Origin of the sequence: Mesorhizobium sp. XAP4, from assembly GCF_029269325.1 — a bacterium.
Classification (GTDB): Bacteria; Pseudomonadota; Alphaproteobacteria; order Rhizobiales; family Rhizobiaceae; genus Mesorhizobium; species Mesorhizobium ciceri.
Map to the genome: position 1 here is coordinate 274,010 of NZ_JARIXW010000006.1, position 23,250 is coordinate 297,259.

The 23,250-nt window shown below is 62.6% G+C and carries 29 protein-coding genes and 2 pseudogenes; 21 read left to right on the plus strand and 10 right to left on the minus strand.

The window, feature by feature from the left end:
* Nucleotides 1–9: 9 nt before the first annotated feature.
* The 4 genes and pseudogenes from P3C39_RS25185 to P3C39_RS25200 all read left to right on the plus strand — a co-directional run bounded on the left by P3C39_RS25185 (nucleotide 10) and on the right by P3C39_RS25200 (nucleotide 3,685).
* Entirely contained in the window at nucleotides 10–465 is a 456-nt protein-coding gene (locus P3C39_RS25185) for a DUF2214 family protein (protein ID WP_275954504.1), read from the plus strand.
* A 175-nt stretch (nucleotides 466–640) separates the two neighbouring features.
* A pseudogene (locus tag P3C39_RS25190) lies at nucleotides 641–1,618 on the plus strand (tripartite tricarboxylate transporter substrate-binding protein).
* Between the two features lie 74 nt (nucleotides 1,619–1,692).
* Nucleotides 1,693–2,166 carry a tripartite tricarboxylate transporter TctB family protein gene (locus P3C39_RS25195; protein ID WP_275954505.1) on the plus strand — a complete coding sequence of 158 codons (474 nt, stop codon included), beginning with the start codon at nucleotides 1,693–1,695 and terminating at the stop codon, nucleotides 2,164–2,166.
* 10 nt (nucleotides 2,167–2,176) lie between these two features.
* Complete coding sequence (locus P3C39_RS25200; protein ID WP_275954506.1) at nucleotides 2,177–3,685, plus strand: tripartite tricarboxylate transporter permease; 1,509 nt, start codon at nucleotides 2,177–2,179, stop codon at nucleotides 3,683–3,685.
* Nucleotide 3,686: 1 nt separating this feature from the next.
* Here the strand turns inward: P3C39_RS25200 and nth are convergent, their stop codons facing one another.
* Nucleotides 3,687–4,511 (minus strand): endonuclease III, encoded by an 825-nt coding sequence (nth, locus tag P3C39_RS25205; RefSeq protein ID WP_024502815.1) that lies wholly within the window; start codon nucleotides 4,509–4,511, stop codon nucleotides 3,687–3,689.
* A gap of 22 nt (nucleotides 4,512–4,533) precedes the next feature.
* Between nth and P3C39_RS32940 the strand changes: the two are divergent.
* The 11 genes and pseudogenes from P3C39_RS32940 to P3C39_RS25260 all read left to right on the plus strand — a co-directional run.
* Nucleotides 4,534–4,758, plus strand: a pseudogene (locus P3C39_RS32940) (DUF2244 domain-containing protein); the annotation flags it as partial.
* A gap of 170 nt (nucleotides 4,759–4,928) precedes the next feature.
* Nucleotides 4,929–5,804 (plus strand): bifunctional helix-turn-helix domain-containing protein/methylated-DNA--[protein]-cysteine S-methyltransferase, encoded by an 876-nt coding sequence (locus P3C39_RS25215; protein WP_275954508.1) that lies wholly within the window; start codon nucleotides 4,929–4,931, stop codon nucleotides 5,802–5,804.
* A gap of 221 nt (nucleotides 5,805–6,025) precedes the next feature.
* Nucleotides 6,026–6,496 (plus strand): hypothetical protein, encoded by a 471-nt coding sequence (locus tag P3C39_RS25220; protein WP_027161336.1) that lies wholly within the window; start codon nucleotides 6,026–6,028, stop codon nucleotides 6,494–6,496.
* A gap of 19 nt (nucleotides 6,497–6,515) precedes the next feature.
* Entirely contained in the window at nucleotides 6,516–6,908 is a 393-nt protein-coding gene (locus tag P3C39_RS25225; RefSeq protein ID WP_064995573.1) for a hypothetical protein, read from the plus strand.
* The gene (locus P3C39_RS25230) at nucleotides 6,875–7,387 is read left to right on the plus strand and encodes a hypothetical protein (protein ID WP_027161334.1); all 513 of its coding nucleotides are present in this window, start codon (nucleotides 6,875–6,877) and stop codon (nucleotides 7,385–7,387) included. Before P3C39_RS25225 ends, P3C39_RS25230 begins: the two co-directional genes overlap by 34 nt.
* On the plus strand, nucleotides 7,362–7,844 hold the full coding sequence (locus tag P3C39_RS25235) for a hypothetical protein (protein ID WP_224675258.1): 483 nt from the start codon (nucleotides 7,362–7,364) through the stop codon (nucleotides 7,842–7,844). Before P3C39_RS25230 ends, P3C39_RS25235 begins: the two co-directional genes overlap by 26 nt.
* Before the next feature lie 153 nt (nucleotides 7,845–7,997).
* Nucleotides 7,998–8,903, plus strand: coding sequence for a ribokinase (locus P3C39_RS25240; protein WP_127365991.1), 906 nt, complete (start codon nucleotides 7,998–8,000; stop codon nucleotides 8,901–8,903).
* Nucleotide 8,904: 1 nt separating this feature from the next.
* Entirely contained in the window at nucleotides 8,905–10,353 is a 1,449-nt protein-coding gene (locus P3C39_RS25245) for an amidase (protein ID WP_275954509.1), read from the plus strand.
* 113 nt (nucleotides 10,354–10,466) lie between these two features.
* Entirely contained in the window at nucleotides 10,467–11,081 is a 615-nt protein-coding gene (locus P3C39_RS25250; RefSeq protein ID WP_275954510.1) for a LysE family translocator, read from the plus strand.
* 101 nt (nucleotides 11,082–11,182) lie between these two features.
* Nucleotides 11,183–11,503, plus strand: a complete 321-nt coding sequence (locus P3C39_RS25255; protein WP_013529594.1) for a hypothetical protein — start codon at nucleotides 11,183–11,185, stop codon at nucleotides 11,501–11,503.
* 3 nt (nucleotides 11,504–11,506) lie between these two features.
* Complete coding sequence (locus P3C39_RS25260; protein WP_275954511.1) at nucleotides 11,507–11,884, plus strand: hypothetical protein; 378 nt, start codon at nucleotides 11,507–11,509, stop codon at nucleotides 11,882–11,884.
* Nucleotides 11,885–11,920: 36 nt separating this feature from the next.
* Here the strand turns inward: P3C39_RS25260 and P3C39_RS25265 are convergent, their stop codons facing one another.
* The gene (locus P3C39_RS25265) at nucleotides 11,921–12,865 is read right to left on the minus strand and encodes a nucleoside hydrolase (RefSeq protein ID WP_063170333.1); all 945 of its coding nucleotides are present in this window, start codon (nucleotides 12,863–12,865) and stop codon (nucleotides 11,921–11,923) included.
* Between the two features lie 315 nt (nucleotides 12,866–13,180).
* Here P3C39_RS25265 and P3C39_RS25270 point away from each other — a divergent pair, with 315 nt between their 5' ends.
* Nucleotides 13,181–13,606, plus strand: coding sequence for an Hsp20 family protein (locus tag P3C39_RS25270; protein ID WP_013529591.1), 426 nt, complete (start codon nucleotides 13,181–13,183; stop codon nucleotides 13,604–13,606).
* A 65-nt stretch (nucleotides 13,607–13,671) separates the two neighbouring features.
* Nucleotides 13,672–13,926, plus strand: coding sequence for a DUF1150 family protein (locus P3C39_RS25275; protein WP_013529590.1), 255 nt, complete (start codon nucleotides 13,672–13,674; stop codon nucleotides 13,924–13,926).
* A gap of 91 nt (nucleotides 13,927–14,017) precedes the next feature.
* On the opposite strand, the gene ptsN is transcribed toward P3C39_RS25275, so the two are convergent.
* The 6 genes from ptsN to lptC all read right to left on the minus strand — a co-directional run bounded on the left by ptsN (nucleotide 14,018) and on the right by lptC (nucleotide 19,278).
* Nucleotides 14,018–14,482: a PTS IIA-like nitrogen regulatory protein PtsN gene (gene ptsN / locus P3C39_RS25280; RefSeq protein ID WP_013529589.1), complete on the minus strand. Its 465-nt coding sequence runs from the start codon at nucleotides 14,480–14,482 to the stop codon at nucleotides 14,018–14,020.
* Nucleotides 14,483–14,603: 121 nt separating this feature from the next.
* Nucleotides 14,604–15,188: a ribosome-associated translation inhibitor RaiA gene (raiA, locus tag P3C39_RS25285; protein WP_013529588.1), complete on the minus strand. Its 585-nt coding sequence runs from the start codon at nucleotides 15,186–15,188 to the stop codon at nucleotides 14,604–14,606.
* A gap of 265 nt (nucleotides 15,189–15,453) precedes the next feature.
* Nucleotides 15,454–16,980 carry an RNA polymerase factor sigma-54 gene (gene rpoN, locus P3C39_RS25290; protein WP_275954512.1) on the minus strand — a complete coding sequence of 509 codons (1,527 nt, stop codon included), beginning with the start codon at nucleotides 16,978–16,980 and terminating at the stop codon, nucleotides 15,454–15,456.
* Nucleotides 16,981–17,178: 198 nt separating this feature from the next.
* A complete protein-coding gene (gene lptB / locus P3C39_RS25295; protein WP_013529586.1) occupies nucleotides 17,179–17,997 on the minus strand; it encodes an LPS export ABC transporter ATP-binding protein in 819 nt (272 codons plus the stop codon).
* Nucleotides 17,997–18,578, minus strand: coding sequence for an LptA/OstA family protein (locus tag P3C39_RS25300; protein WP_013529585.1), 582 nt, complete (start codon nucleotides 18,576–18,578; stop codon nucleotides 17,997–17,999). The genes lptB and P3C39_RS25300 overlap by 1 nt, the downstream gene beginning before the upstream one ends.
* Nucleotides 18,565–19,278 (minus strand): LPS export ABC transporter periplasmic protein LptC, encoded by a 714-nt coding sequence (lptC, locus tag P3C39_RS25305; protein WP_013529584.1) that lies wholly within the window; start codon nucleotides 19,276–19,278, stop codon nucleotides 18,565–18,567. Before lptC ends, P3C39_RS25300 begins: the two co-directional genes overlap by 14 nt.
* 404 nt (nucleotides 19,279–19,682) lie before the next feature.
* Here lptC and sppA point away from each other — a divergent pair, with 404 nt between their 5' ends.
* From sppA to P3C39_RS25325, 4 genes are all read left to right on the plus strand, one after another.
* Entirely contained in the window at nucleotides 19,683–20,639 is a 957-nt protein-coding gene (gene sppA, locus P3C39_RS25310) for a signal peptide peptidase SppA (protein WP_275954513.1), read from the plus strand.
* An 82-nt stretch (nucleotides 20,640–20,721) separates the two neighbouring features.
* Nucleotides 20,722–21,006, plus strand: coding sequence for an integration host factor subunit beta (locus P3C39_RS25315; RefSeq protein WP_006200394.1), 285 nt, complete (start codon nucleotides 20,722–20,724; stop codon nucleotides 21,004–21,006).
* A 56-nt stretch (nucleotides 21,007–21,062) separates the two neighbouring features.
* Nucleotides 21,063–21,419, plus strand: coding sequence for a DUF1049 domain-containing protein (locus P3C39_RS25320; protein WP_064995565.1), 357 nt, complete (start codon nucleotides 21,063–21,065; stop codon nucleotides 21,417–21,419).
* Nucleotides 21,420–21,456: 37 nt separating this feature from the next.
* Nucleotides 21,457–22,422, plus strand: a complete 966-nt coding sequence (locus tag P3C39_RS25325) for an ornithine cyclodeaminase family protein (RefSeq protein ID WP_275954514.1) — start codon at nucleotides 21,457–21,459, stop codon at nucleotides 22,420–22,422.
* Here the strand turns inward: P3C39_RS25325 and P3C39_RS25330 are convergent.
* On the minus strand, nucleotides 22,419–22,856 hold the full coding sequence (locus P3C39_RS25330; RefSeq protein WP_275954515.1) for an EVE domain-containing protein: 438 nt from the start codon (nucleotides 22,854–22,856) through the stop codon (nucleotides 22,419–22,421). The genes P3C39_RS25325 and P3C39_RS25330 overlap by 4 nt on opposite strands.
* Nucleotides 22,853–23,248: a VOC family protein gene (locus P3C39_RS25335; RefSeq protein WP_013529579.1), complete on the minus strand. Its 396-nt coding sequence runs from the start codon at nucleotides 23,246–23,248 to the stop codon at nucleotides 22,853–22,855. Before P3C39_RS25335 ends, P3C39_RS25330 begins: the two co-directional genes overlap by 4 nt.
* Between the last annotated feature and the right edge of the window lie 2 nt (nucleotides 23,249–23,250).

The window sequence follows — 23,250 nt, forward strand, 5'->3', positions numbered from 1 at the left end:
GAAAAGAGCATGGATACCACCGATCTTGTGCTTGCGATCTTCCATCATCTGCTGGTGTTTTCGCTGGCGGGGATCATCGGCGCCGAATTCGTCCTGATCCGCGGCGATCTGGGTGCTGCGACGCTCAAGAGGCTCGCCGGCATCGACCGCCATTACGGCGTCATCGCCGCGCTGATCATCGTCGTCGGCATCGGCCGTGTCTTCTATGGCCTCAAGGGCTGGGAATTCTACGTCTACAACTGGGTGTTCTGGGCCAAGATAGCGGCGTTCGGCGCTGTCGGCCTGCTGTCGATCATCCCGACCGTCCGCTTCATATCCTGGAACAGGCAGGCGAGCGGCAATGCCTCGTTCCAGGTGCCGGTGACCGAACTTGCGTCCGTGAAGACCTATATCCGCGCCGAAGCTTTCATCTTCCTGCTCATCCCGGTCTTCGCCGCGGCGATGGCGCGCGGCTACGGCTACTAGGGTGGCGATCACCCTCCGACATTATCCACCCATCGAGTGCGGATGTTTGCGGATATCGGCAGTTTGCCGCCCAGTTGCTATTTGCTAGCTTGCCCTAGTTGTTGCTTCATGCGCAGCCGGTGTTGAGAGGAGTTCCGCGCGGCGTTGGAGATTCATATCCCGGGAGGAGATCACGATGAGAAGATTTGTCGCCACTCTGGCTGCTGCCGCGGCCGTCACGCTTTATGGGTTCGCGGCCAGCGCGCAGACCTATCCTGAACGCACCATCACCGTTGTGGTGCCGTTTGCGGCCGGCGGGCCGACCGACACGGTCACGCGCCTCGTCGCCGAAGCGATGTCGAAGGATCTCGGCCAGCAGGTCATCGTCGAGAATGTCGGCGGCGCCGGCGGCACGCTGGGTGCCGGCCGCGTCGCCAACGCCGAGCCTGACGGCTATACGCTGCTGCTCCATCATATCGGCATGGCGACAAGTGCGACGCTGTACAGAAAGCTCGCCTACGACACGCTGAACGCCTTCGAATATGTCGGCCTCGTCACCGAGGTGCCGATGACCATCGTCGGCCGCAAGGACCTGGAGCCGGCCGATCTCAAGGGATTGGTGGAGTACGCCAAGGCCAACAAGGATTCCATAACCGTCGCCAATGCCGGCATCGGTGCGGCCTCGCATCTGTGCGGCATGCTGTTCATGAGCGCCATCAAGACGCCGCTGGTCACCGTGCCCTACAAGGGCACCGGCCCGGCCATGACCGATCTCCTCGGCGGTCAGGTCGACATCATGTGCGACCAGACGACCAACACCACCAAGCAGATCCAGGGCGGCACCATCAAGGCCTATGCCGTCACCTCGCCGGAGCGCCTCGATGTGCTGAAAGACGTGCCAACGACGGTGGAAGGCGGCCTTCCCGAAGTGCAGGTCGGCATCTGACACGGTCTCTATGCACCCAAGGGCACTCCGGCCGGGATCACCGAACGCCTGTCGAAATCGCTTCAGGTCGCGCTGAAGGACCAGAACGTCGCGGCCCGCTTCGCCGAACTCGGCACCAAGCCATCGCCCGAGGCCGATGCGACGCCCGCCGCACTGAAGGCCAAGCTGGAAAGTGAGATCGCGCGCTGGAAGCCGATCATCGAAGCCGCCGGCCAGTATGCCGACTGAGGTTTGAACAGGGGCGCCACCGGCGCCCCTGTTCGCTCGGCATCCGCTACGCACCGCGGCTTGGGAGAACCATCATGAAACCTTTCGCGATCGACAGGGCCAACGGCCTGTGCGCCGCCCTGTTCATCGGCTTCGGCGCATGGTTCGCGCTGCAATCGCTCGGCCTCGAAATCGGCACCGCGTTGCGCATGGGGCCAGGCTATTTTCCGCTGGTCCTGGCGATCGTGCTGATCCTGCTTGGCGCCGTCATTCTCGTCCAGGCTGTACGCGTCGAGGGCGAAGCGATCGGGCATATTGCGTGGCGCGGCATGCTGCTCATCCTGCCTGCTCCGATCTTCTTCGGCCTGACGGTGCGCGGCCTCGAATTCATCCCGTCGATCTTCCTGACGGCGCTGATCGCGTCGTTTGCCAGCCGCCGCATGAAGCCGTTGACCGCGCTCGTGCTGTCGGCCGGCCTGACATTGTTTGCATTCCTTGTCTTCAGCTACGCGCTCGGCCTGCCGTTCCGCCGCTTCGGCCCGTGGCTGGCCCCGTGGTTGGTATCGTAAGGCGATGAGCATGGATCTGCTCGACAACCTTGCGCTCGGCTTTTCGACGGCGACGTCGCTGACCAACCTCGGTTTCTGCCTGATCGGCGTCCTTCTCGGCACGCTGATCGGCGTCCTGCCCGGCATCGGCGCCACCGCGACCATCGCCATGCTTTTGCCCATCACCTTCCAGATCGGCGACCCGGTTTCCTCCCTCATCATGCTCGCCGGCATCTATTACGGTGCGCAATATGGCGGCTCGACCACCGCCATTCTCATCAACATGCCCGGCGAATCCTCGTCCGCCGTCACCGCGATCGACGGCTACCAGATGGCCAGGAACGGCCGCGCCGGGGCGGCCCTCGCGATCGCGGCCATCGGCTCGTTCTTTGCCGGCACCGTGTCGACGTTCCTCGTCGCCATCTTTGCCCCGCCGCTGACGGCGATCGCGCTGAAATTCGGCGCGGCCGAGTATTTTTCGCTGATGATCGTCGGCTTGGTTTCGTCCGTCGCGCTCGCCCACGGCTCGATCGTCAAGGCGCTGGCCATGGTCGTGCTCGGCCTGCTGCTCGGCATTGTCGGCACCGACATTTACACCGGCACGCCGCGCTTCACGCTTGGAATCCGGGAATATGCCGACGGGTTGAATTTCGTTGCGGTGGCGGTCGGCGTCTTTGGCATCGCCGAGATCCTGCGCAACCTCGAAAACGAGGATGAGCGCTCCGTGATGATCCGCAAGGTCACCGGCCTTATGCCGACCCGCGAGGACTTTCGGCGCATGGCAGCGCCCATCGTGCGCGGAACGATCATCGGTTCGGCGCTCGGCATCCTGCCGGGAGGCGGCGCGATCCTGGCAGCCTTTGCCTCCTACACGGTCGAAAAACGCGTCTCGAAAAACCCGAAGGAGTTCGGCAAGGGCGCCATCGAAGGCGTCGCCGGACCGGAATCGGCAAACAATGCCGGTGCGCAGACTTCCTTCATCCCGATGCTGACGCTCGGCATTCCGGCCAACCCTGTCATGGCGCTGATGATCGGCGCCATGATCATCCAGGGCATCGTGCCCGGCCCCAATGTCGCGACCGAACAGCCGGCGCTGTTCTGGGGCATCATCGCCTCGATGTGGATCGGCAATGTGATGCTGATCATCCTCAACCTGCCGCTGATCGGGCTTTGGGTGAAGCTGCTGACAATCCCCTATTACGTGCTTTTCCCGATCATCATGGCGTTCTGCTCGATCGGCGTCTACAGCGTCAACAGCAACGTCTACGATCTCTACGCCGTCGCCTTCTTCGGCTTCCTCGGCTACCTCCTGACCAAGCTGCGCTGCGAACCGGCACCGCTGCTGCTCGGCTTCGTGCTCGGCCCGCTGCTCGAGGAAAACCTGCGCCGCGCCATGATTCTCTCGCGCGGCGACCCGAGCACCTTCGTGACCAGACCGATCAGCGCCGGCCTGCTGCTCATAGCGCTCGCCGTGCTCGCCGTCGTCTTCCTGCCGGCGGTCAAGAAAAAGCGCGAAGAGGTGTTTGTGGAGGAGAGTTGAACTACGCCGCCGTTCCGCCTCGGTCCTGAACCTCTTCGACCGGGTCGAGCGGTGCGATCGGCACCAGCGGTGCCGGCACATCGGTCGTCTTGACCTCGGCCTTGCAGATGTCGGCGATGACGCAGGCCGGGCAATCCGGCTTGCGCGCCTTGCAGACGTAGCGGCCATGCAGGATCAGCCAGTGATGTGCATGGCGCATATATTCGTCCGGAATGATCTTCAACAATCCCTGCTCGACCTGTTCCGGCGTCTTGCCGGGCGCCAGCCCGAGCCGGTTGCCGATGCGCAGAATGTGCGTGTCGACCGCCATCGTGTGCTGGCCGAAGGCCATGTTGAGCACGACATTGGCGGTCTTGCGCCCCACCCCGGGCAGCTTGACCAATTCATCGCGATTATCGGGTACCTCGCCGCCATGGTCGCGGATCAGCGCCTGCGACAGCGCAATCACATTCTTCGCCTTGTTGCGCCACAGCCCGATGGTGCGGATATATTCGCCGACCCTTGCTTCCCCCAGCGCCAGCATCTTGTGCGGCGTATCGGCGGCCCTGAACAGCGCCCGCGTGGCCTTGTTGACGCCGGCATCCGTCGCTTGCGCCGACAGCACCACCGCGACCAGCAGCGTGAAGGCGTTGACATGTTCGAGTTCGCCTTTCGGCTCGGGCCGCTGGACGGAAAAGCGCCGGAATATCTCGTTAACTTCGGCCGGGCTGTAGCGTGACGCGCGTCGCACCGGCCGCGGGCGCGGCTTTGCGTTCGAACCATCGCGTCGTGCGGGCAACAGCTCTTTTTTGGACAGGGAAGAATCTTTGGACTTGGGGCTTGCCATTTCCCTCCTATAATATCCTCTCATGAGCGACACAAACGCCTCGTTTCAGGCCGACGAGCCATTCTTTCAGGCGCTACTGACCCCGCACCGGTCTCTGGGCCGGACAGGCTTCTTCGTCCTGATGGGCGCGCTGCTGTTCGGCTGGCTGGTGACAGGCGCGTTTTTCCTGTCGCGCGGCGCCTGGCCGGTGTTCGGCTTCTTCGGCCTCGACGTGGCCGCCGTCTACATCGCCTTTCGCATCAACTATTGCCACCGCCTTTTCGCGCGCGCTGGCGACCGCCAAGACACGCTGAGGCAGCCGCGAGCGATTCCTGGGCTCGAATCCGGTGCCTATCTGGGTATGCGCCGCAAGAAGGCAAGTTTCGGGTGGCGATCGACGCCCCGAGGGGCGATATTCCGGCTCAAGGAGACAGTTCCATGAGCACACACACCGCAGTCCTCAAAAAGGACATCACGCCTGAGGGCAGCGATTATGAGATCGTGCGACGTGCCATCGAGAAGATCAGTCTCGACTATCGTGATCAGCCTTCCCTCGAAGAGCTGGCCGAGGAGGTCGGCGAGACGCCGACCGGCCTGCAAAAACTCTTCACCCGCTGGGCCGGCCTGTCGCCCAAGGCCTTCCTTCAGGCGGTGACACTGGACCATGCGCGCAGGCTGCTCGATTCCGGCATGCCGCTGCTCGAGACCTCATTCGAACTGGGCATGTCCGGCCCCGGCCGGCTGCATGACCTGTTCGTCACGCACGAGGCGATGTCGCCGGGCGACTACAAGACACGCGGCGCCGGGCTCACCATCCGCTACGGCTTCCATTCCTCGCCGTTCGGCACCGCCCTGATCATGGCCACCGAGCGCGGGCTCGCCGGCCTCGCCTTCAGCGACCCCGGCGAGGAACGCGCCGCCTTCGCCGACATGGCCAGCCGCTGGCCGAACGCCATCTACGTCGAGGACATGACTGCCACCGGCCCCTATGCCGCCCGTATCTTCGACCCGACGCTGTGGCGCCCCGACCAGCCGCTGCATGTCGTCATGATCGGCACCGACTTCCAGGTTCGCGTCTGGGAGGCGCTGCTCAAGATCCCGATGGGCAAGGCTCGCACCTATTCCTCGATTGCGGCCAGCATCGGCGCTCCGTCCGCCAGCCGTGCGGTCGGTGCGGCCAACGGCGCCAATCCGCTCTCTTTCGTGGTGCCTTGTCACCGCGCCATCGGCAAATCAGGCGACCTCACCGGTTATCATTGGGGCCTGACCCGCAAGCGCGCCATTCTGGGTTGGGAAGCCGGGCAGGTATCGTAATATCGATTTTTCTCGATATTGCGAAGAAAAACATGGTTATATCGGCGCTATCAAGTATAAGCGCTATTTACGCTGTGGTTTCCGCTTTTGCAACCGAGGGCAACCTCCGGTTCCTGTAGTTGTTATTTTGAGGCGTTATTTTAGGTAACTCTAAATTAACCACGATAAAGTGATGATGCTCTCATATTAATCCGGACGATCCGGCTTGATAGGAGGTCTCGATGACATTGTTTCGCGCCGCCTGCGGCGCAGCTCTGCTGGTTGCCAGCGTCGACGAGGCCGCGTTGGCCACGACGCAGAATGTCATCTTCAACGGCACGATCGCGCCCACCTGCACGCTGGTCGTTGCCACCAACGGTACGATGACGGCCAGTCCCGATCTCCAGTCCCTGAGCTCCCACAACAGCGGCGGCTCGGCTGGAACCGTGACGCTGACGACGACCGGAGGTGTGTCGCTGAGCGTCGACCCGGTCACCACCATGACGGTGCCATCCGCCGACAGCACGTCGACGACCTGGACACCCACCTACTCCGCCGCCGGCGCGCATTCCATCGTCGAGACCGGCTCGACAACCAGCATCACCACCCCCGGCGCAGATCTCGTCTCGGTTCACCTTGCCGGAACCAAGGGCGGCAGCAATCGCTTCGCCAACGGCAATTATCAGGCAACGGTAACGCTGCGCTGCGAATGACGCGGGCGAAGGAGGGGTCGTGAAACATGCTCGAATCCTGGCGACGGCGTTGGCCGTCGGATTGGCGCCCGTTGCCGCCAAGGCTCAGTCGATGTCGCCGATGCGTGGCGATATCAAAAGCTTCACCGACGTCTTTGCGGTTCGCGTCTTCCCCGCCAATCCCTACGACCGCAAGATCCGGGTCGAAATTCACGTCTACGATCAGGATTTCCAGCCGGTAGATGCCAGGGTCTCTCCAAATGTCTTCCAACTGGCCTCCCAGGCCTCCCGTTCTGTCCTTGTGGTTGTGCCTTTCGACGGCGCTGCCGAGCGTAAGGTGCGTATCTGTACCGAAAGCATCCCCTTTCCCAATCAACAGACGCAGATAAGGGCACAGATATGCGGAAAGTTTTTTGGGCGCCGCAAGTCCTGACACTGGCGCTCGCGGCTGTTTGGGCGGGTGCCTCGCCGGCCGGGGCCGAGGACGTCTACAACCTCAACCAGAACGAAAGCGGCTTCAACCTGCCCGGCGTCACCTTGCCCCAGGGCCAGGACGAGGTCCATGCCGCGGATGGCACCACTTGCCGTTCCGCCGTCTCCGGCTCCGGCGCCTATGTCGATCTCGGCGTCATCAGAGGCAACAGCCAGTCCGACAATGATGTCGCCACTTACGGCCGCGTGGTGATCCCCATCGGGCGTACGCCCAAGCGCGTCGATTGCAGCCGTCTCTACGAGCTTGAGGTCGAGCGCCTTCAGCTGGAGCTGAAGCTCCTCAAAATGGGCCTCGGCACCGACGGCCAGACGGCGAGTATTGCCGCCACCGCTCCCGCGACCGCATCACCGGGGTGGGCCAACGAAGGCTGGAGCATCAGAACCGGAAATGGCGATGGCAAGAAAAAGAAGAAGCAGTAGCCGCGCGCTGTTTGCGATGGCGGCACTTGCCGGTTCCTGCCTTCCGATGCAGGCGGCGATCATCGGCACCTGCACCATCATGGTCGGGGCGTCCGGAACGATGAAGGCCAATCCCGCCATCAGCATACTGGGCTCCAAACAGGCAGGCGGATCGAGCGCCAGCGCCACCGTGGTGGCAAGCTCCCTGTTATGCTCAATACTCAACCTGCTTGACTGCTATTCGGTTTCGGCGCCGGCGCCTGCCGCATTCTCGTCCGCGCCGAGCGGCGGTGGCACCAACGTGACGTTCGCTTCGGTCTTCCGCCTCGATGGCTCGGGGGCCGATGTCAACGGAAGTGTGCCGCAGAGGGTTGCCAACGGCACCCACGCGATGCAGGTCGACCTCACCGCCACCAAGTCGAGCGGTATCTTTCCCGCCGGCAACTATCAGGGCACGGTCACCGTGCGCTGCGAATAAGGCCGCGACAACTCAAATCGGGCTGGACCATGCGCGTGGTCTGGCAAGCTGCGGCCTTACAGGTTAGCTTCCACGCAATCGGAACGATCTGCGTTCGCCCGGACGCACGAAGACGCTCCGGCATTTTGAATTTGCGTTGCCAGGAGGCCCTGCTTGATTATCGTCATCGGCTCGATCAACCTCGACCTTATCGCCAAGGTCGACCGCTTGCCGAGCCCCGGCGAGACGGTGGGCGGCTCGGCCTTCACCACCGCGCCTGGTGGCAAGGGCGCCAACCAGGCCCTGGCCGCCGCACGCGCCGGCGCCTCGGTGCGCATGGTCGGCGCCGTCGGCAGGGACAGCTTCGCCGCCGAAGCACTGGCATTGCTGCGCGACGGCAAGGTCGACCTGTCCGGCGTTGCCGAGACTCACGCCTCGACCGGCACGGCACTGATCATGGTCGCCGACGACGGCGAGAACATCATCGCCGTGGTGCCGGGCGCCAACGCTTCCGTGGTGCCCGGCGATCTCTCCAAGGCCTTTCTGAAAAAAGGCGACGTCGTGCTGCTGCAAAATGAGATTCCGCTGGCCACCGTCGATGCCGCCCTCGACCAGGCAAGGGCGGCCGGCGCCATCACGGTGCTCAACACAGCACCTTTCCAGGCGCAGACAGCCGGCTTTCTCGACAAGGCCGACTATGTCGTCGCCAACGAAACCGAGTTCGACCTGTATGGCGAAGCGCTGTCGCTGCAAGGCCGCGATCGGGCGGCGCGCATGCGCGACTTTGCCGGAAAGACCGGCCGCACCGTCGTCGTCACGCTCGGCGGCGATGGCGTGATGGCGGCGACACCGACCGAGTTCCTGGCCGTTGCTGCGCGCAAGATCATCCCCGTCGACACGGTCGGCGCCGGCGATACGTTCTGCGGCTATTTCGCCGCCAGCCTGTCGTCGGGCCTCACGCTCGAACAGGCGCTGGCGCGCGCCGGCGCGGCCGGCTCGCTGGCCTGCCTGAAGCCTGGCGCCCAACCGGCGATCCCGCTCGCCAAAGACGTCGATCAGGCGCTGCAGGAAACCCGTTAGAATGCTGCGTCCTCAAACAAAACATGCCGTGCCGCCGGCAGGCGACATCTGCCGCCTGTCCGCAGTCGAACTCGCCGGCGCGATCCGGGAGAGAGAGCTTTCCGTGCGCGAGGTGGTGGCGGCATTCCTCGACCGCATCGAGGCGGTCAATCCGCTGGTGAACGCCATCGTCTCCTTGCGCGATCGCGCCGATATCCTGCGCGAAGCCGATGCGGCCGATGCCAGCCCGACGCGAGCCAAAACCAACCCGCTCTTCGGCCTGCCGATGGCCATCAAGGACCTCGCCTCGACCACGGGCCTCAGGACCTCTTTCGGCTCGCCGATCTTCGCCGATTTCGTGCCGCAGGAGGACGATTTCTTCGTCGAGCGCATCCGCAATGCCGGCGCCATTATCATCGGCAAGACCAACGTCCCCGAATTCGGGCTTGGTTCCAACACCTACAACGCCGTGTTCGGGCCGACGCTGAACGCCTTCGATCCGGCCCTGACCGCCGGAGGCTCGAGCGGCGGCGCGGCCGTTGCCCTGGCGCTCGACATGGTGCCCGTCGCCGATGGCAGCGACTTTGGCGGCTCGCTGCGCAACCCGGCCGCCTGGAACAATGTTTTTGGCTTCCGCCCGTCGCAAGGACTTGTTCCTGGCGGACCCGATTTCGAAGTCTTCCATGCGCAGATGGGCGTCGACGGGCCGATGGGCCGCAACGTCGGTGACATGGCACTGCTGCTCGATGTGCAGGCCGGTTACCACCCGCACGCGCCATTGTCCTACGAGAAACCCGGCTCGTTCCTCGAAGGGCTTGGAATACCCGCAACTGGTGGCCGCATCGCCTGGCTCGGTGACCTCGGCGGTCATCTGCCGGTTGAAACAGGCATTCTCGGCCTGTGCGAGGCGGCACTTGGCCGCTTTGCGGAGGCGTCCTTCGCGACCGAGCCCCTGCTGCCGGATTTCGATTTCGAAGCGCTGTGGCAGGCCTTCGTGACGCTGCGCCAGGCCAGCAGCGGCTGCGCGCTCAAAACCCACTATGACGATCCCGCAAAGCGCTGCCTGCTCAAGCCGGAAGCCATCTGGGAAGTGGAGAACGCAACGCGGCTGACGGCGCCGCAGATCCGCGCCGCTTCGGTCATCCGCACGTCCTGGTATCGCACGCTTCTGTCGATCTTCGACCGCTATGATCTGATTGCGCTGCCGACAGCGCAGGTCTTCCCCTTCGACATCGATACGCATTGGCCGCGTGAGGTCGCCGGACGCACAATGGACAGCTATCACCGCTGGATGCAGGTTTCCGCCTTCGCGACCTTGGGCGGCTGCCCGGCGGCCAATGTGCCGGTCGGCTTCGACGATAGAGGGCGGCCGATGGGCATGCAGCTGATCGGCCGGCCACGCGGCGACCTTGCCGTGCTCAAGGCGGCGGCCGCCTATGAGGCAACACTGCCCTGGCCGGTCGGCGCCTGAATCGCACGCGTTGGCGTGCCGCGGCGCTTCGCGCACCGGCTTGCATCGCTATCGCCGCCATGCATTGATTATCCTCAGCCGCGCCGCCTCGGCGGTATTCCTGGGGAAAAAGCATGTCGCTCGAACTCTACGCCGCCTATGTCCTCGCTTGCATCGTCATTATCCTGGTGCCCGGTCCGACGGTCACGCTGATCATTGCCAACAGCATCCGCCATGGCTCGCGCGCCGGCCTCGCCAACGTCGCCGGCACGCAGGCCGGGCTTGCCGTGATGATCGCCATCGTCGGCATCGGCCTCAACACGCTGATCGCAGGCATGGGCCACTGGTTCGAATGGGTACGGCTGATCGGTGCCGCCTATCTGATCTGGATGGGTGTGCAGATGTTCCGTTCCAAGGGCACGTTGAATGCCGATGGAACAGCGAGAAAGCCGCGCGGCGGCTTCTTCCTGCAGGGCCTGCTGGTGGCGCTGAGCAACCCCAAGACGCTGATTTTCTTCGGCGCCTTCTTTCCGCAGTTCATTTCGCCGCAAGGCAACTACTCGCTGCAGATCGCCGTCATGGGTCTGACCGCCATGATCTTCGCCGCCTTCTCGGATTCGACTTACGCGCTGGCCGCCGGCCGCGCCGGGCGCATACTGTCGGCCGGCCGCATCAAGCTTTTGTCGAGGATCAGCGGCAGCTTCATGGTCGGCGGCGGCCTGTGGCTGGCGTTTTCGCGGTCGAAGTAAAGGCGGCCGAGCCGGCGCCGCAAGGAGTTGCAGCACCCTGGGATGGCAACAGATTGAAAGTGTGCTGTCCCACCACCACATGAATCTGGCTTGAGGGATTCATGTCTGTCTTTTGGACTTGGGATGGTTTGAAGAGGAACGCGCCTGGCGTGATCCTCTTTATTGGTGCGTTTGCGGTTATGATCATGTTGGCGGCAAACAAATGGATCAACGACGCCAGCCCGATCCGATCGGTCGACACAGTCGAGGCAAACGTCGAAAGTGTCCGGTTGGACCATGGCCGCGGCATATATCTGGTTTCTATCGAGAACGGTTCGTCTGTCCTTATCGATGACGATCACCCGCATCTGATCGGCTCGCGCACAAACATCGAACGCGTCACGCGCGACAATGGCTTCGTCTTCTACCGATTCGTGAATTGAATCATGGCAACAGTATCTTCTCTCAGAAACCGCCTGCTTCTGTTTCAGGCAGAATACCGAGACGCAGTCATTGGTGTCGTATTCTTCTGCGCACTGCCCCTGGCGGCGCTGATCCCGATTGCGATGAACCAGGACAATCCGGTTGTGGCAACTCAGCGTGTGATAGGCACTATCGAGTATGTGAGGTTAATGCCCATCAATCCGAAGATGGCTGTCGGGCGCGGGCTGTATTACACATACGATGTCCGCCTTGATGGCAACAACGCGGTGACATCCATCGATGATGAAGTGGGGATGCCGCACCTTGTCGGTTCGGTCATCCCCATCGAGCGGCAACATCATAAGCGCGGCGGAGACACCTATCGGTTTCTCAATGAGTGAAGACGCGTGCTCACAAGTTCAGTTCTGTTCTGACGGTCAGTTAAGCCGCCCCAGCCTCTCCACCAGCAAGGCGAAAAACGCATCATGGTCGATGTCGCGCATCACCATGGCGTTCTTCGGCCGTTTGGTGACGCCCCACCAGTCGATCACGGTCATGCCCATGGTCAGTTCCGAGGCGGTTTCCACGCTGACGTTGCAGTTGCGGCCCTTGAACAGGTCCGGCTTCAACAGATAGGCGATGACGCAAGGATCGTGCAGCGGGCCACCGTCGGTGCCGTATTTCTCTTCATCGAAGCGCTCGAAGAACTCCAGCATCTCCGCGGTGGCGGTGCCGACCCTGGTGCCCAGCGCGCGGAAGGCCTGCGTGCGCTTGGCGGTGGTCAGCGCCTTGTGGGTGACGTCGAGCGGCATCATGACGATCGGAATGCCGGATTTGAGCACGACATCTGCGGCCTGCGGGTCGACATAGATGTTGAATTCGGCGGTCGGGGTGACATTGCCGCCTTCGAAGAAGCCGCCGCCCATCAGCACGATTTCCTTGATGCGCGGTGCAATGCGCGGCTCGCGGATCAGCGCCAGCGCAATGTTGGTGAGCGGGCCGAGCGCGCAAAGCGTGATCGTGCCGCTTTCTTCGCTCATCAGCGTCTCGACGATGAAATCGACCGCGTACTGGTCCTGCAGCTTCATCGTCGGTTCGGGCAATTGCGGACCGTTGAGGCCGGTCTTGCCATGCACTTCCTCGGCGGTGACCAGTTCGCGCGTCAGGGGCCGGATGGCACCGGCATAGACCTTGATGTCCGGGCGGCCGGCCAGCTCGCAGATCTTGCGGGCATTCTTTTCGGTAAGCTTCAGCGGCACGTTGCCGGCAACGGCTGATATGCCGACGATCTCCAGTTCGGAGCTGCCGAGCGCCAGCAATATGGCGACGGCATCATCCTGGCCGGGATCCGTGTCGATGATGATCTTGCGTGACTGGGGCATTTCAATTCCTTGTTTGGCGAGGTCGTGGACTTGCATCGATCCGATCGGAACATCCAAATGACGCCGAAGCGGCCGCGAGCTGCCAGGCCGAACCGCTCGACCGGGGAAGACAATCCCGACCCGCGCGCTTTTCCTTGCATCTGCTCGCCGTTTCAAGCGCCATGTCTGTCATTCCTGTGAGTCCACGGCCTGGTCTTTTTGGGCGGGTCTGTTGACGGCTTGAACTTGGTCGCGGGGCGGACCATATCAAGGCCATCGGGAAAAATGCCATCTGGGTTTTTCCACTTTATGTCGCTCTTGAGAGGACAGTGTAACATGAGCCGAATGACGCCCTTTTCCAGCCCGCTTCTGCTTGGTTTCGACGCCATGGAAAAGACCCTGGAACGCCTGGCGAAGTCCGGTGACAGCTACCCTCCCTACAACATCGAACGCCTCAGCGGCGCCGACGGCAAAACCGAAAGGTTGCGCATCACATTGGCGGTCGCCGGTTTCGCCGAAAGCGATCTCGATGTCACCACGGAGGAAAACCAGTTGGTCGTGCGCGGCCGTCAAACCGACGACACCGAGCGCGAATTTCTTCATCGCGGCATCGCCGCGCGCCAGTTCCAGCGCTGTTTCGTGCTGGCCGACGGCATGCGGGTGATCGCAGCGGAGTTGAAGAACGGCCTTTTGGCGATCGACCTCGATCGGCCGGAGTCCGAACGGCTGGTACGGAAAATAAACATATCGGTGAAAGACTGATCTTTACCGATGGCTCTCATGCGGGATGGCCTTGAGCGGCGTCCTCGCGCCAAGGAGGCTTTGAAATGACCAGAACTGAAACTATCACCATGACCAATGGCGAATTCGCTCATCTCGGCGAGGGCTCGGTCGCTTATCTCAGAAAGGTTTCGAGCGACGAATTGCTCGGCCGTTTCCCCAATCTCGGCGAAATCGCTCCCGGCATGGAACTGTGGGCGCTGTTTGCCGCCAATGGCCAGCCGATCCTGCTTTCCGACGCGCGTGACCGCGCACTGGCCGGTGCCATGGAAAACGACCTGACCACGGTCGCCATCCACTAAGACCCAGCGCGCCGCCCTGTTAGGCGCGACCAGCAGGCTCAAACGCATAGGGCCGCCCGTGGCGGCCCTTGAAGTTCGTCTCACCAGAAAATCAGGCCGCGTGCGAGGCCTGGGTGTCCGATAAAAGCGCGTGGATAGCCGCGGCGTCGCGCGTACCCCTGATCTTGGCCACCGTGTCGGCGTCACGCAGCACTCGCGCGATGCGCGACAGTGCCTTGAGGTGATCGGCACCCGCCCCTTCCGGCGCCAGCAGCAGAAACACCAGATCGACGGGCTGATCGTCCAGCGATTCGAAATCGACAGGCGTCTCCAGCCGGGCGAAAACACCTGCGATGCGCTTCACGCCGGCCAGCTTGCCGTGCGGGATGGCGATGCCGTTGCCGACGCCGGTCGAACCCAGCCGCTCACGCTGCAGGATGGTGTCGAACACCTCCCGCTCCGGAATGCCGGAAATCGCCGCCGCCCGTTCGGACAGCAACTGCAGCAGCTGCTTCTTGGAGTTCGCCTTCAACGCCGGCAATATCGCCGGAACGTTGATAAGATCGCTCAGATCCATGCTTGAAAATCCCTTGTTCGCCTGCCGTCACCAGTCCTCACCCCTCGTGCGGCCGGCTCTTATCCCAGTGCGACCTCGTCGTCACCGTGCGACCCTTGTCGTCACCGTGCGACCGTTGTCGTCACGCTTGTGCGACCTTGGTCGTCGACGGGTCGATCCAACCGATATTTCCATCGGGTCGGCGATAGACGATGTTGAGATGGTCGGTTCCCGCGTTGCGGAAGACGAAGACCGGGCTGTCCTTGGTGTCGAGCTCGATGACCGCCGACGCCACCGACATGGTCTTCAGCGTCATGGTTGATTCGGCGACGATGGCCGGCGCGAAATTCTCCGGAATGTCCTCGTCGTCATCGGCAAGCGGCGCCATCACCGTGTAGGCTATGTCGGTCGGTTGGCCGTTGGCGGCGCCCGAATTGTGCGATTTCAGCCGGCGCTTGTAGCGCCTCAGGCGGGTTTCCAGACGGTCCGCCGCCGCCTCGAAGGCAAGCGTCGGATCCTGGGCATCGCCGGTGGCCTGCAGCGAAGCGCCGGAATCCAGCCGGATCATGCAATCCGCCGAATAGCGCGAACCCGATTTGATGACCGTGACATGTCCGGCAAAGCCGCGATCGAAATATTTGCCGATCGCTTCGCCGACACGATCGTTGATGCGTGTCCGAAACGCATCGCCGATGTCCATGTGTTTTCCCGATATGCGCAGATTCATCTGAAAACTGACCTTCCTTGCTCAGGCTTCAAACTGGCCCGAGTTTATACTCGTGATCCGTGCGCACAAGCTTTGCGGCGTCACTTGCGCCGATTTTAAATCCAGACTTTCCGGTTGATCACAAGCCGCCCTTTGACCGTCCCGAGGCCAACGTCGTGACGGACCATCCGCATGCGGGCATCTAGCCCGTCTCATGCGGGCGGGCTTCTAGCCAGTTCACCGCGGCTTGTCAATGAAGTGCTGGCTTGTGGAAAATCGACCCGCCTCAGCGCCCGGCGCTGGCCATCGCACGTTTCTCGCGCCGGCGCTGCACCGAGGAGGGGATATTCATGCCTTCCCGGTACTTGGCGACCGTACGCCTTGCAATGTCGACGCCACTTTCGCGCAACATGTCGACGATTGCATCGTCGGAAAGCACGTCGACGGGCTTCTCCTCGTCGATCAACTGCTTGATGCGGTCACGCACGGCTTCCGAGGAGTGCGCATCGCCGCCGCCCGATGCGGCGATCGAGGCGGTAAAGAAGTAGCGAAGCTCGAACACGCCGCGCGGCGTCAGCATGTATTTATTGGCTGTGACCCGGCTGACGGTCGATTCGTGCATGCCGATGGCGTCGGCCACAGTGCGCAGATTGAGCGGCTTCAGCTGCCGCACGCCATGGACGAGGAAGGCGTCCTGCTGGCGAACGATTTCCGAAGCGACCTTGAGGATGGTCTTTGCCCGCTGGTCGAGGCTGCGCGTCAGCCAGTTGGCGTTCTGCAGGCATTCGGCCAGAAAATCCTTTTCCGCCTGGTTCTTGGCCTGCGGAGAGACCTGGGCGAAATAGATATGGTCGACCAACACCCGCGGCAGCGTTTCGGCATTGAGTTCGACCGTCCAGCTGCCGTCATTGGCCGCGCGCACCTCGACATCGGCGACGATCGCGTCGCTGGCGCCGCCCGAAAACGCCATGCCCGGCCGGGGATCGAGCGCCCGGATTTCGGCCAGCATGTCGAGCAGATCCTCCTCGTCGACACCGCAGATCCGTTTCAATGCGTGAAAATCGCGCCGTGCCAGGAGTTCGAGATTGGCGACCAGCGCCTTCATCGCCGGATCGAGCCGGCTCCGCACGGCAAGCTGCAGCGACAGGCATTCGGCCAGGTCGCGGGCAAACAGGCCGGCCGGCTCGAAGGTCTGACACACCGCCAGCACCTTCGCCACGGCGGCGGCATCCGCACCGAGACGAGCGGCGATCTCTGCCAGATCGGCACGCAGGTAGCCGCTCTCGTCGAGGCCGTCGGCGAGGTCGGCGGCGATCAGACGTGCAGCCGGATCGGCGAAGGTTAGCGCTACCTGTTCACCGACATGGTCGCGCAGCGTGATCGCAGCAGTCGCCATATCGCCGGCGTCAAACCACTCGGATGAGGAACCCGCGCCATTGCCGGAAGCCGATTTCCATTGCGCCGTCAGGTCGGGACCGAGCCGCTCGCTGGTGCCCGGGTCGTCGGGAAACAGGTTTTCCAGCGACGTGTCGAGCTTGTCCGAGATCGCCTCCGCGCTCCACTGCGTCTCGTTTTCGAACCAGTCGCCTTCGGAGGTGGCTTGCGGCTCTGCCTCGATCTTCTGCGCCTGGTCGCTGGCGGCATCGTCCTGCGGCTCGGCGCGCTCCAGCAGTGGATTGCGCTCGATTTCCTCGTCGATGAAATGCTCGAGCTCGACATGGGTGAACTGCAGCAGCCGAATCGACTGCATCAGTTGCGGCGTCATCACCAGCGACTGCGATTGTCGTAGCTGTAGTTTGGCCGCCAACGCCATGGTTCGGTTTCAAACGCCTCGTCTACGCATCCGGACTTCCGGAAAGGAATTTTGCAGCCGGCCATAGAAACTGGCCCGGCTTTTGCTTGTCAAGGCAATTGGTAGCAAAACTCGCTTACCGGAGCGTTATCTCGGAGCAAAATCGACAAAAAGCGCCGCGCGAACCGCAAAAATCGTGTCAGGAAACAAATTTCACGCTCAGAGGGTGAAACCCTCGCCGAGGTAAAGTCGCCGCACATCCGGGTTTGCCACCACTTCGTCGGCCCTTCCATGGGTCAGCACCTGGCCGGCATGGATGATGTAGGCGCGGTCGATGAGGCCGAGCGTTTCGCGCACATTGTGATCGGTGATGAGGACGCCGATGCCGCGCGCCGTCAGGTGGCGCACCAATTGCTGGATATCCGCGACGGCGATCGGATCGATGCCGGCGAAAGGCTCGTCGAGCAGCATGTAGGCCGGACGCGTCGCCAGCGCTCGCGCGATTTCCAAGCGTCGCCGCTCGCCGCCCGAAAGCGACATTGATGGCGCCTTGCGCAGATGGCTGATGTGGAATTCCTCGAGCAGTTCGTCGAGATTGCGCTCGCGCACCTTGCGGTCCTTTTCGACCACTTCCAGCACGGCGCGGATATTCTGCTCGACATTGAGGCCGCGGAAGATCGATGCTTCCTGCGGCAGATAGCCGATGCCGAGGCGTGCGCGACGGTACATCGGCATCGACGTGACATCGAAGCCGTCGATCTCGATCGTGCCTTCATCCACCGGCACCAGGCCGGTAACCATATAGAAACAGGTCGTCTTGCCGGCGCCGTTGGGGCCGAGCAGTCCAACGGCCTCTCCGGCGCGCACGCCGATGGTGACGCCGCTGACGACCTTGCGGCCCTTGTAGCTCTTGGTCAGCCCCTTGGCGATCAGGGTTCCCTTGAACTTTCCCGCATCGACGGTCACCGTGGCCGGCGCCGAAAGCTTGCCGGCGGCCCGTCCCGGAAGACGCGCCGTCAGCGACGACAGGCTGGCCATCAGGGGTTCGTCGCTCCCGATTTCGGCGGCGGTGTGATCGACATCTGGACGCGTTGCCCAGCGCATGGATCCACCTGAGCCAGCCCGCTTTTCATCTGCACGGTAAGTTTGCAGCCCACCAGAACGTTGTCGTTTTGCGACAGAACGACCTTTTTGCCCGAAAGCACCAGCACCTGGCTCTTCATATCGAAGCTGCCTTGATCGCCGGTCGCGATCTGCGCATCCGATTTGATGTAAACCTTGTCGGAGATCTCCAGGTGGTCGATGTTGGCCGAGCCCGTCATCGCCGCACCCGCGGCCTCCGTGCCCTTGGCAGCGGCGTTGGGGTCCTTGACGTAGTAGACCGTCATCTTGCCGGCCTTCATCAATGTCGGCCCCTGGACGACGCTGACATTGCCCGTGAAGATGGCGACACTGTCGGCCTGGCGGACTTCCAGCTTGTCGCTCTCGATCTGGATCGGCTTGTCGCCGGACAGTTTGAGGCCTGATTGACTGGTCGTCTGCGCCCATGACGGCACGAGTCCGAGCAGCAGCAACGCTGAAGTTGCAGCCGCGAGCCGCGTCGAACTACTGAGCCGCATTGGTTTCTCCGCTGTTTCCCTGTGCCGCCTTCAGGGCGGCGGAATCGATGTTGACGCGCACTTTGTTCTCGAAAACCAGAATCTTGCCATTGTCCTGAACCGACATCGTATCCGCCGTGATCCGCGACCCGCCACGGCTGACATCGACGGGATCTCCTGTCTTCATAGTGCCTTTGCCCATGTCGAGGAAGACCGATTTGAACTTGGCCTGCATGCCGTCGGTCGTGGTGATCGTGACGTCGCTGGTCAGGTTCATCGTATTGCCGTCGCGATCGTAGGTGCCGTGCGAGGCCTTGACCGCCGCCACATTGTCGGACGCGATCGGCACCTTGGCGTCGATGCCTTCCAGCTCGATGATACCTTGCGTGCTGACATCCTGAATGGCACGCAGCGCCGTCATCGAATAAGGCTGCTTCTGCTTGGTGAAACCGTTGAGCTTGGGATTGGCCATCACCAGCTTGCCGTTGGAAAAGGCAGTGCCTTCCGCCTGAATCTTCACCGAGACGGGTGCGGCGAGATAGGAGTAGACCGGGAAAGCGACCGCTATCAGTGCTGCGGCCACCGGCACGGCAAATTTGAGAACGCGCACGCGGCGCGAATGACGCTGTGCACGGTCGAAAGCATCGCCGCGCGTCCGGCCGTCCGCCGGGGGAGCCAACACCGCCTCGGCGTCGGTCGGTTCAATCGGTCGCGCTAACATTCACTGCTTTCTTCTAACCCTGCCCGCCCTCGGGCACCGCCTATAGGTGGGACGCCGGCGCTTTCAAGCAAGCACAAGCCCACGAAAACTGCAAAAATGTGACAGCCGCCTTTGTACAGACGAAAACGAAGTCCGCACAACTGCGTGTTCTCCATAGCAGAAACAGACACGCGGCGTAAAATTTATCAGCCATCGGTCTCGTCGCCCGACCTGGTGGCGATTGCACGAATATGTGAGCAGACCGACGCCTGGAGAGGGCCCGACCCGGCCCCGTCGACTGCCGACGCGGATAGCCACCTCACGTCCAGGCGCCGACTTGTCTCGCCATGCGCAAAAGAGAACTGCTTCCAGATGGGAGGATCATGGTCTAAAAGCGTCTCCTCCCGCCGACTGAAAGGCTGACCATGGCACTGAGAGCCGACGACCTGATCGACCGCCGCCGTTTGCGGCGCAAGCTGACATTCTGGCGCGTCGTCGCCATAGGCATCATAGCCCTTGGGGTGATTGCGCTTTCAACCTGGTTCTATGGCGACGATTTCGGCGGCTCGACGGTCGACCATATTGCCAAGGTCAAGATCGAAGGCACGATCACCGAGGACGAGGAACTGATCAAGCGGCTGGAAACCATCCGTCTTTCATCGAAGGTGAAAGGCGTGATCCTGTCGATCGATTCGCCTGGCGGCACCACCGTTGGCGGTGAATCGATCTATGAAGAAGTGCGCAAGCTGGCCGCCGACAAGCCGGTGGTGGCGGAAGTCGGCACGCTCGCCGCATCGGCGGGCTATATGATCGCCAGTGCCGCCGATCACATCGTTGCCCGCAAGACCTCGATCGTCGGCTCGATCGGCGTGCTGATCCAGTATCCCGACGTCAGCGGCCTGATGGACAAACTCGGCGTCAAGCTGGAGGAGGTGAAATCCTCGCCGCTGAAAGCCGCGCCCTCTCCCTTCAAGCCGACCAATGACGACGAGCGCGCCATGGTTCGCAAGCTCATCCTCGACAGTTACAACTGGTTCGTCGACATCGTCGCCGAACGCCGCAAGATGAGCCGCGAACAAGCGCTGGTGCTTGCCGACGGCTCGATATTCACCGGTCGCCAGGGCGTTGCCAACGGGCTGATCGACGCCGTCGGCGGCGAGACCGTGGCGATCGACTGGCTGGCGACCAAGGGCGTCGATGCCAAGCTCAAGGTCGTCGAGTGGAAGGATACCGAACGGCGCAGCGGCTTCCTGTTCTCGAAAGCGATGGCGCAAACGATCGGCAGTGCGCTCGGCCTGCCCGCCTACAGCAGCGACGTCATCCATGAAATCGGAGCCGACCGCTTGTTTCTTGACGGTCTCGTTTCCGTCTGGCACCCTTGAGAAGCCGTTTGGGGCAAGTGAAAAAAGCAAATAAAATCATCCTCATAATTTTGACCGCACTGCTTTCACGGGGACCCGTCTCATGATCAAGTCCGAACTTGTGCAGATTATTGCCACGCGCAATCCGCATCTTTTCCTGCGCGACGTCGAAAACATCGTCGGCGCGATCTTTGATGAAATCACCGACGCCCTTGCCGAAGGCAACCGGGTCGAGTTGCGTGGCTTCGGCGCTTTTTCGGTGAAAAATCGTCCCGCCCGCACCGGACGCAATCCGCGCACCGGCGAATCCGTCGAGGTCGAGGAGAAATGGGTGCCGTTCTTCAAGACCGGCAAGGAACTGCGTGAAAGGCTGAACGGCGGCAAGTAGGCGCGACGCCAGCGCCTGACGCCTTTCGGACAGGCCAGCTTCCGACGGAAAACATCATGTTCAATCGCTTCATCCTTATCGCGATCTTCGTGCCCCTGGCGATCATCCTGATCGCACTCGCTGTCGCCAACCGCGAACTGGTCGCCTTCACGCTGGACCCGTTCAATCCCGGCAATCCGAAGCTGACCCTGACTTTGCCGCTGTTCATCTTCCTGTTCCTGGCGCTCGCCATCGGCATGATCGTCGGCAGTCTGGCTACGTGGGTCAAACAGGGTCGCTATCGCAAGCTGGCGCGCCAGCGCGGCGTCGAAGCCGAAAACCTGCGCCAGGCGGTCAGCCGTGCGCCGGCGGTATCACAAAGCCAGGCACCGGGGTCCGCCCAAGAGGCAGCATTGCCGAAGCCGACCGCTTGAGCCGCCAATCGGCGGTTTTGTCCTCACGGAGTTTTTCATGCTGACCATTTCGGCCGCAGAGGTCGACCATGCGCTGACCTTTCCCCGGCTGGTCGAGACGCTGCGCATGGCGTTTCGCGACGGCGCGGTGCAGCCTGTCAGGCATCATCATACGATCGAGCGGCCCGATGGTGCCGCCTCCACACTGCTTTTGATGCCGGCCTGGACCGATCTCAACGCGGCCGGCACGTCGGCCGGCGGTCACGTCGGCGTCAAGATCGTCACCGTGTCGCCCGACAACAATGCCATCGGCAAGCCCGCGGTGATGGGGCTCTATCTTCTGCTCAACGGCGCCACCGGCGAACCCGAGGCCCTGATCGACGGCCAGCGGCTGACACAATGGCGCACCGCCTGTGCTTCGGCGCTTGCGGCCTCCTATCTCGCCCGCGACGATGCCTCGCGGCTGCTTGTGGTCGGCGCCGGCGCGCTGTCGCCCTTCCTCGCCAAGGCGCACTCGGCCGTGCGGCCCATCAAGACCATCCGCATCTGGAACCGCACCCCGGCCAATGCCGAGAAAGTCGCGGCCGATCTGTGCGCCCAGGGCTTCGCGGCCAGTGCGGCAAGCGATCTCGATACGGAGCTTGGGCAGGCCGACATCGTCTCCTCGGCGACGATCACGACCACGCCGTTGATCAAGGGCGCATTGTTGCGGCCGGGAACCCATGTCGACCTGGTCGGCGGCTTTACGCCGACGATGCGCGAGAGCGATGACGATGCGATCAGGCTTGCCCGCGTCTATGTCGACACCCGCGCCGGCGCCACCAAGGAAGCCGGCGACATCGTCCAACCGCTGACCTCAGGCGTGCTGAAACCGGAAGCCATCGTCGCCGATCTGCACGAATTGGCGCGCGGCCGGAAGAAGGGCCGCGAGAGCGCCGGTGAGATCACGCTGTTCAAGTCGGTCGGAGCGGCGCTCGAGGATCTTGCCGCCGGCATTGCCGTCTACAAGGCGCTCACGGCCTAGTTTACCGTTGCACCCATTTCGGCGCCCATCGCCTCGGCGATCACACGAAAATCGTGATCCCCGATTTCAAAAAGGCCAAAGCGAAGCTGATAACCCCAGTTCGACTTGGCCACGGTGAAGTCCAGCCTGTCGAGCAGCGGCTTGATCGGCGCTTCCTCGGCCTTGGCCCACGCCACATCGCGGCGGAACGGCGTGAAGCCGGCGCCCATATCCCCCTGATAGGGCTCGCCTTCCCGCACGATGCCTATCGCCGTGAAAGCCTGCAGGCCGTCTTTCTCGCCCAAAACAGTGGTCGGCGAATAGTAGACGACGCCGTCACCCGGCTTGACGCAACGCAGCGGTGCCGCCTTGCCGTGGTTGACCTGCATGAAGCCGGCTGTGCGACCACGCCGGACATGTTCGGCCGACGCCACCGCGATCCAATACGCGCTCATTTCTGTTCCCCATTGGCCTGTTCCCCGTCGGACAGCCAGTAGACGCGCAGGCGATGATTATCGGGATCGAGCGCGACAAAAGTACGGCCGAAATCCATGTCGGTCGGCGTCTGCAGGATCTTCAGCCCGCGCCCGGACCAGTCGGCATGGGCGGCATCGACCGCATCGGGCGTATCCAGCGCAAACACGATTTCGGCGCCACCGCCTGACGTGGCGGCTGCCGGCTCCACCGTGTGGCGCGACCACAGGCCGAGCTTGAAGCCGGCATCGAGCACGAACAGCACGAAGGTCGGCGAACTTTCGACCGGCTCACGACCGAGCAGCGCGCTGTAGAAGGCACCGCTCTGCTGCGGCTGGTCGACATAGAGGATGACGAAATTCGGGGTGGCCATAT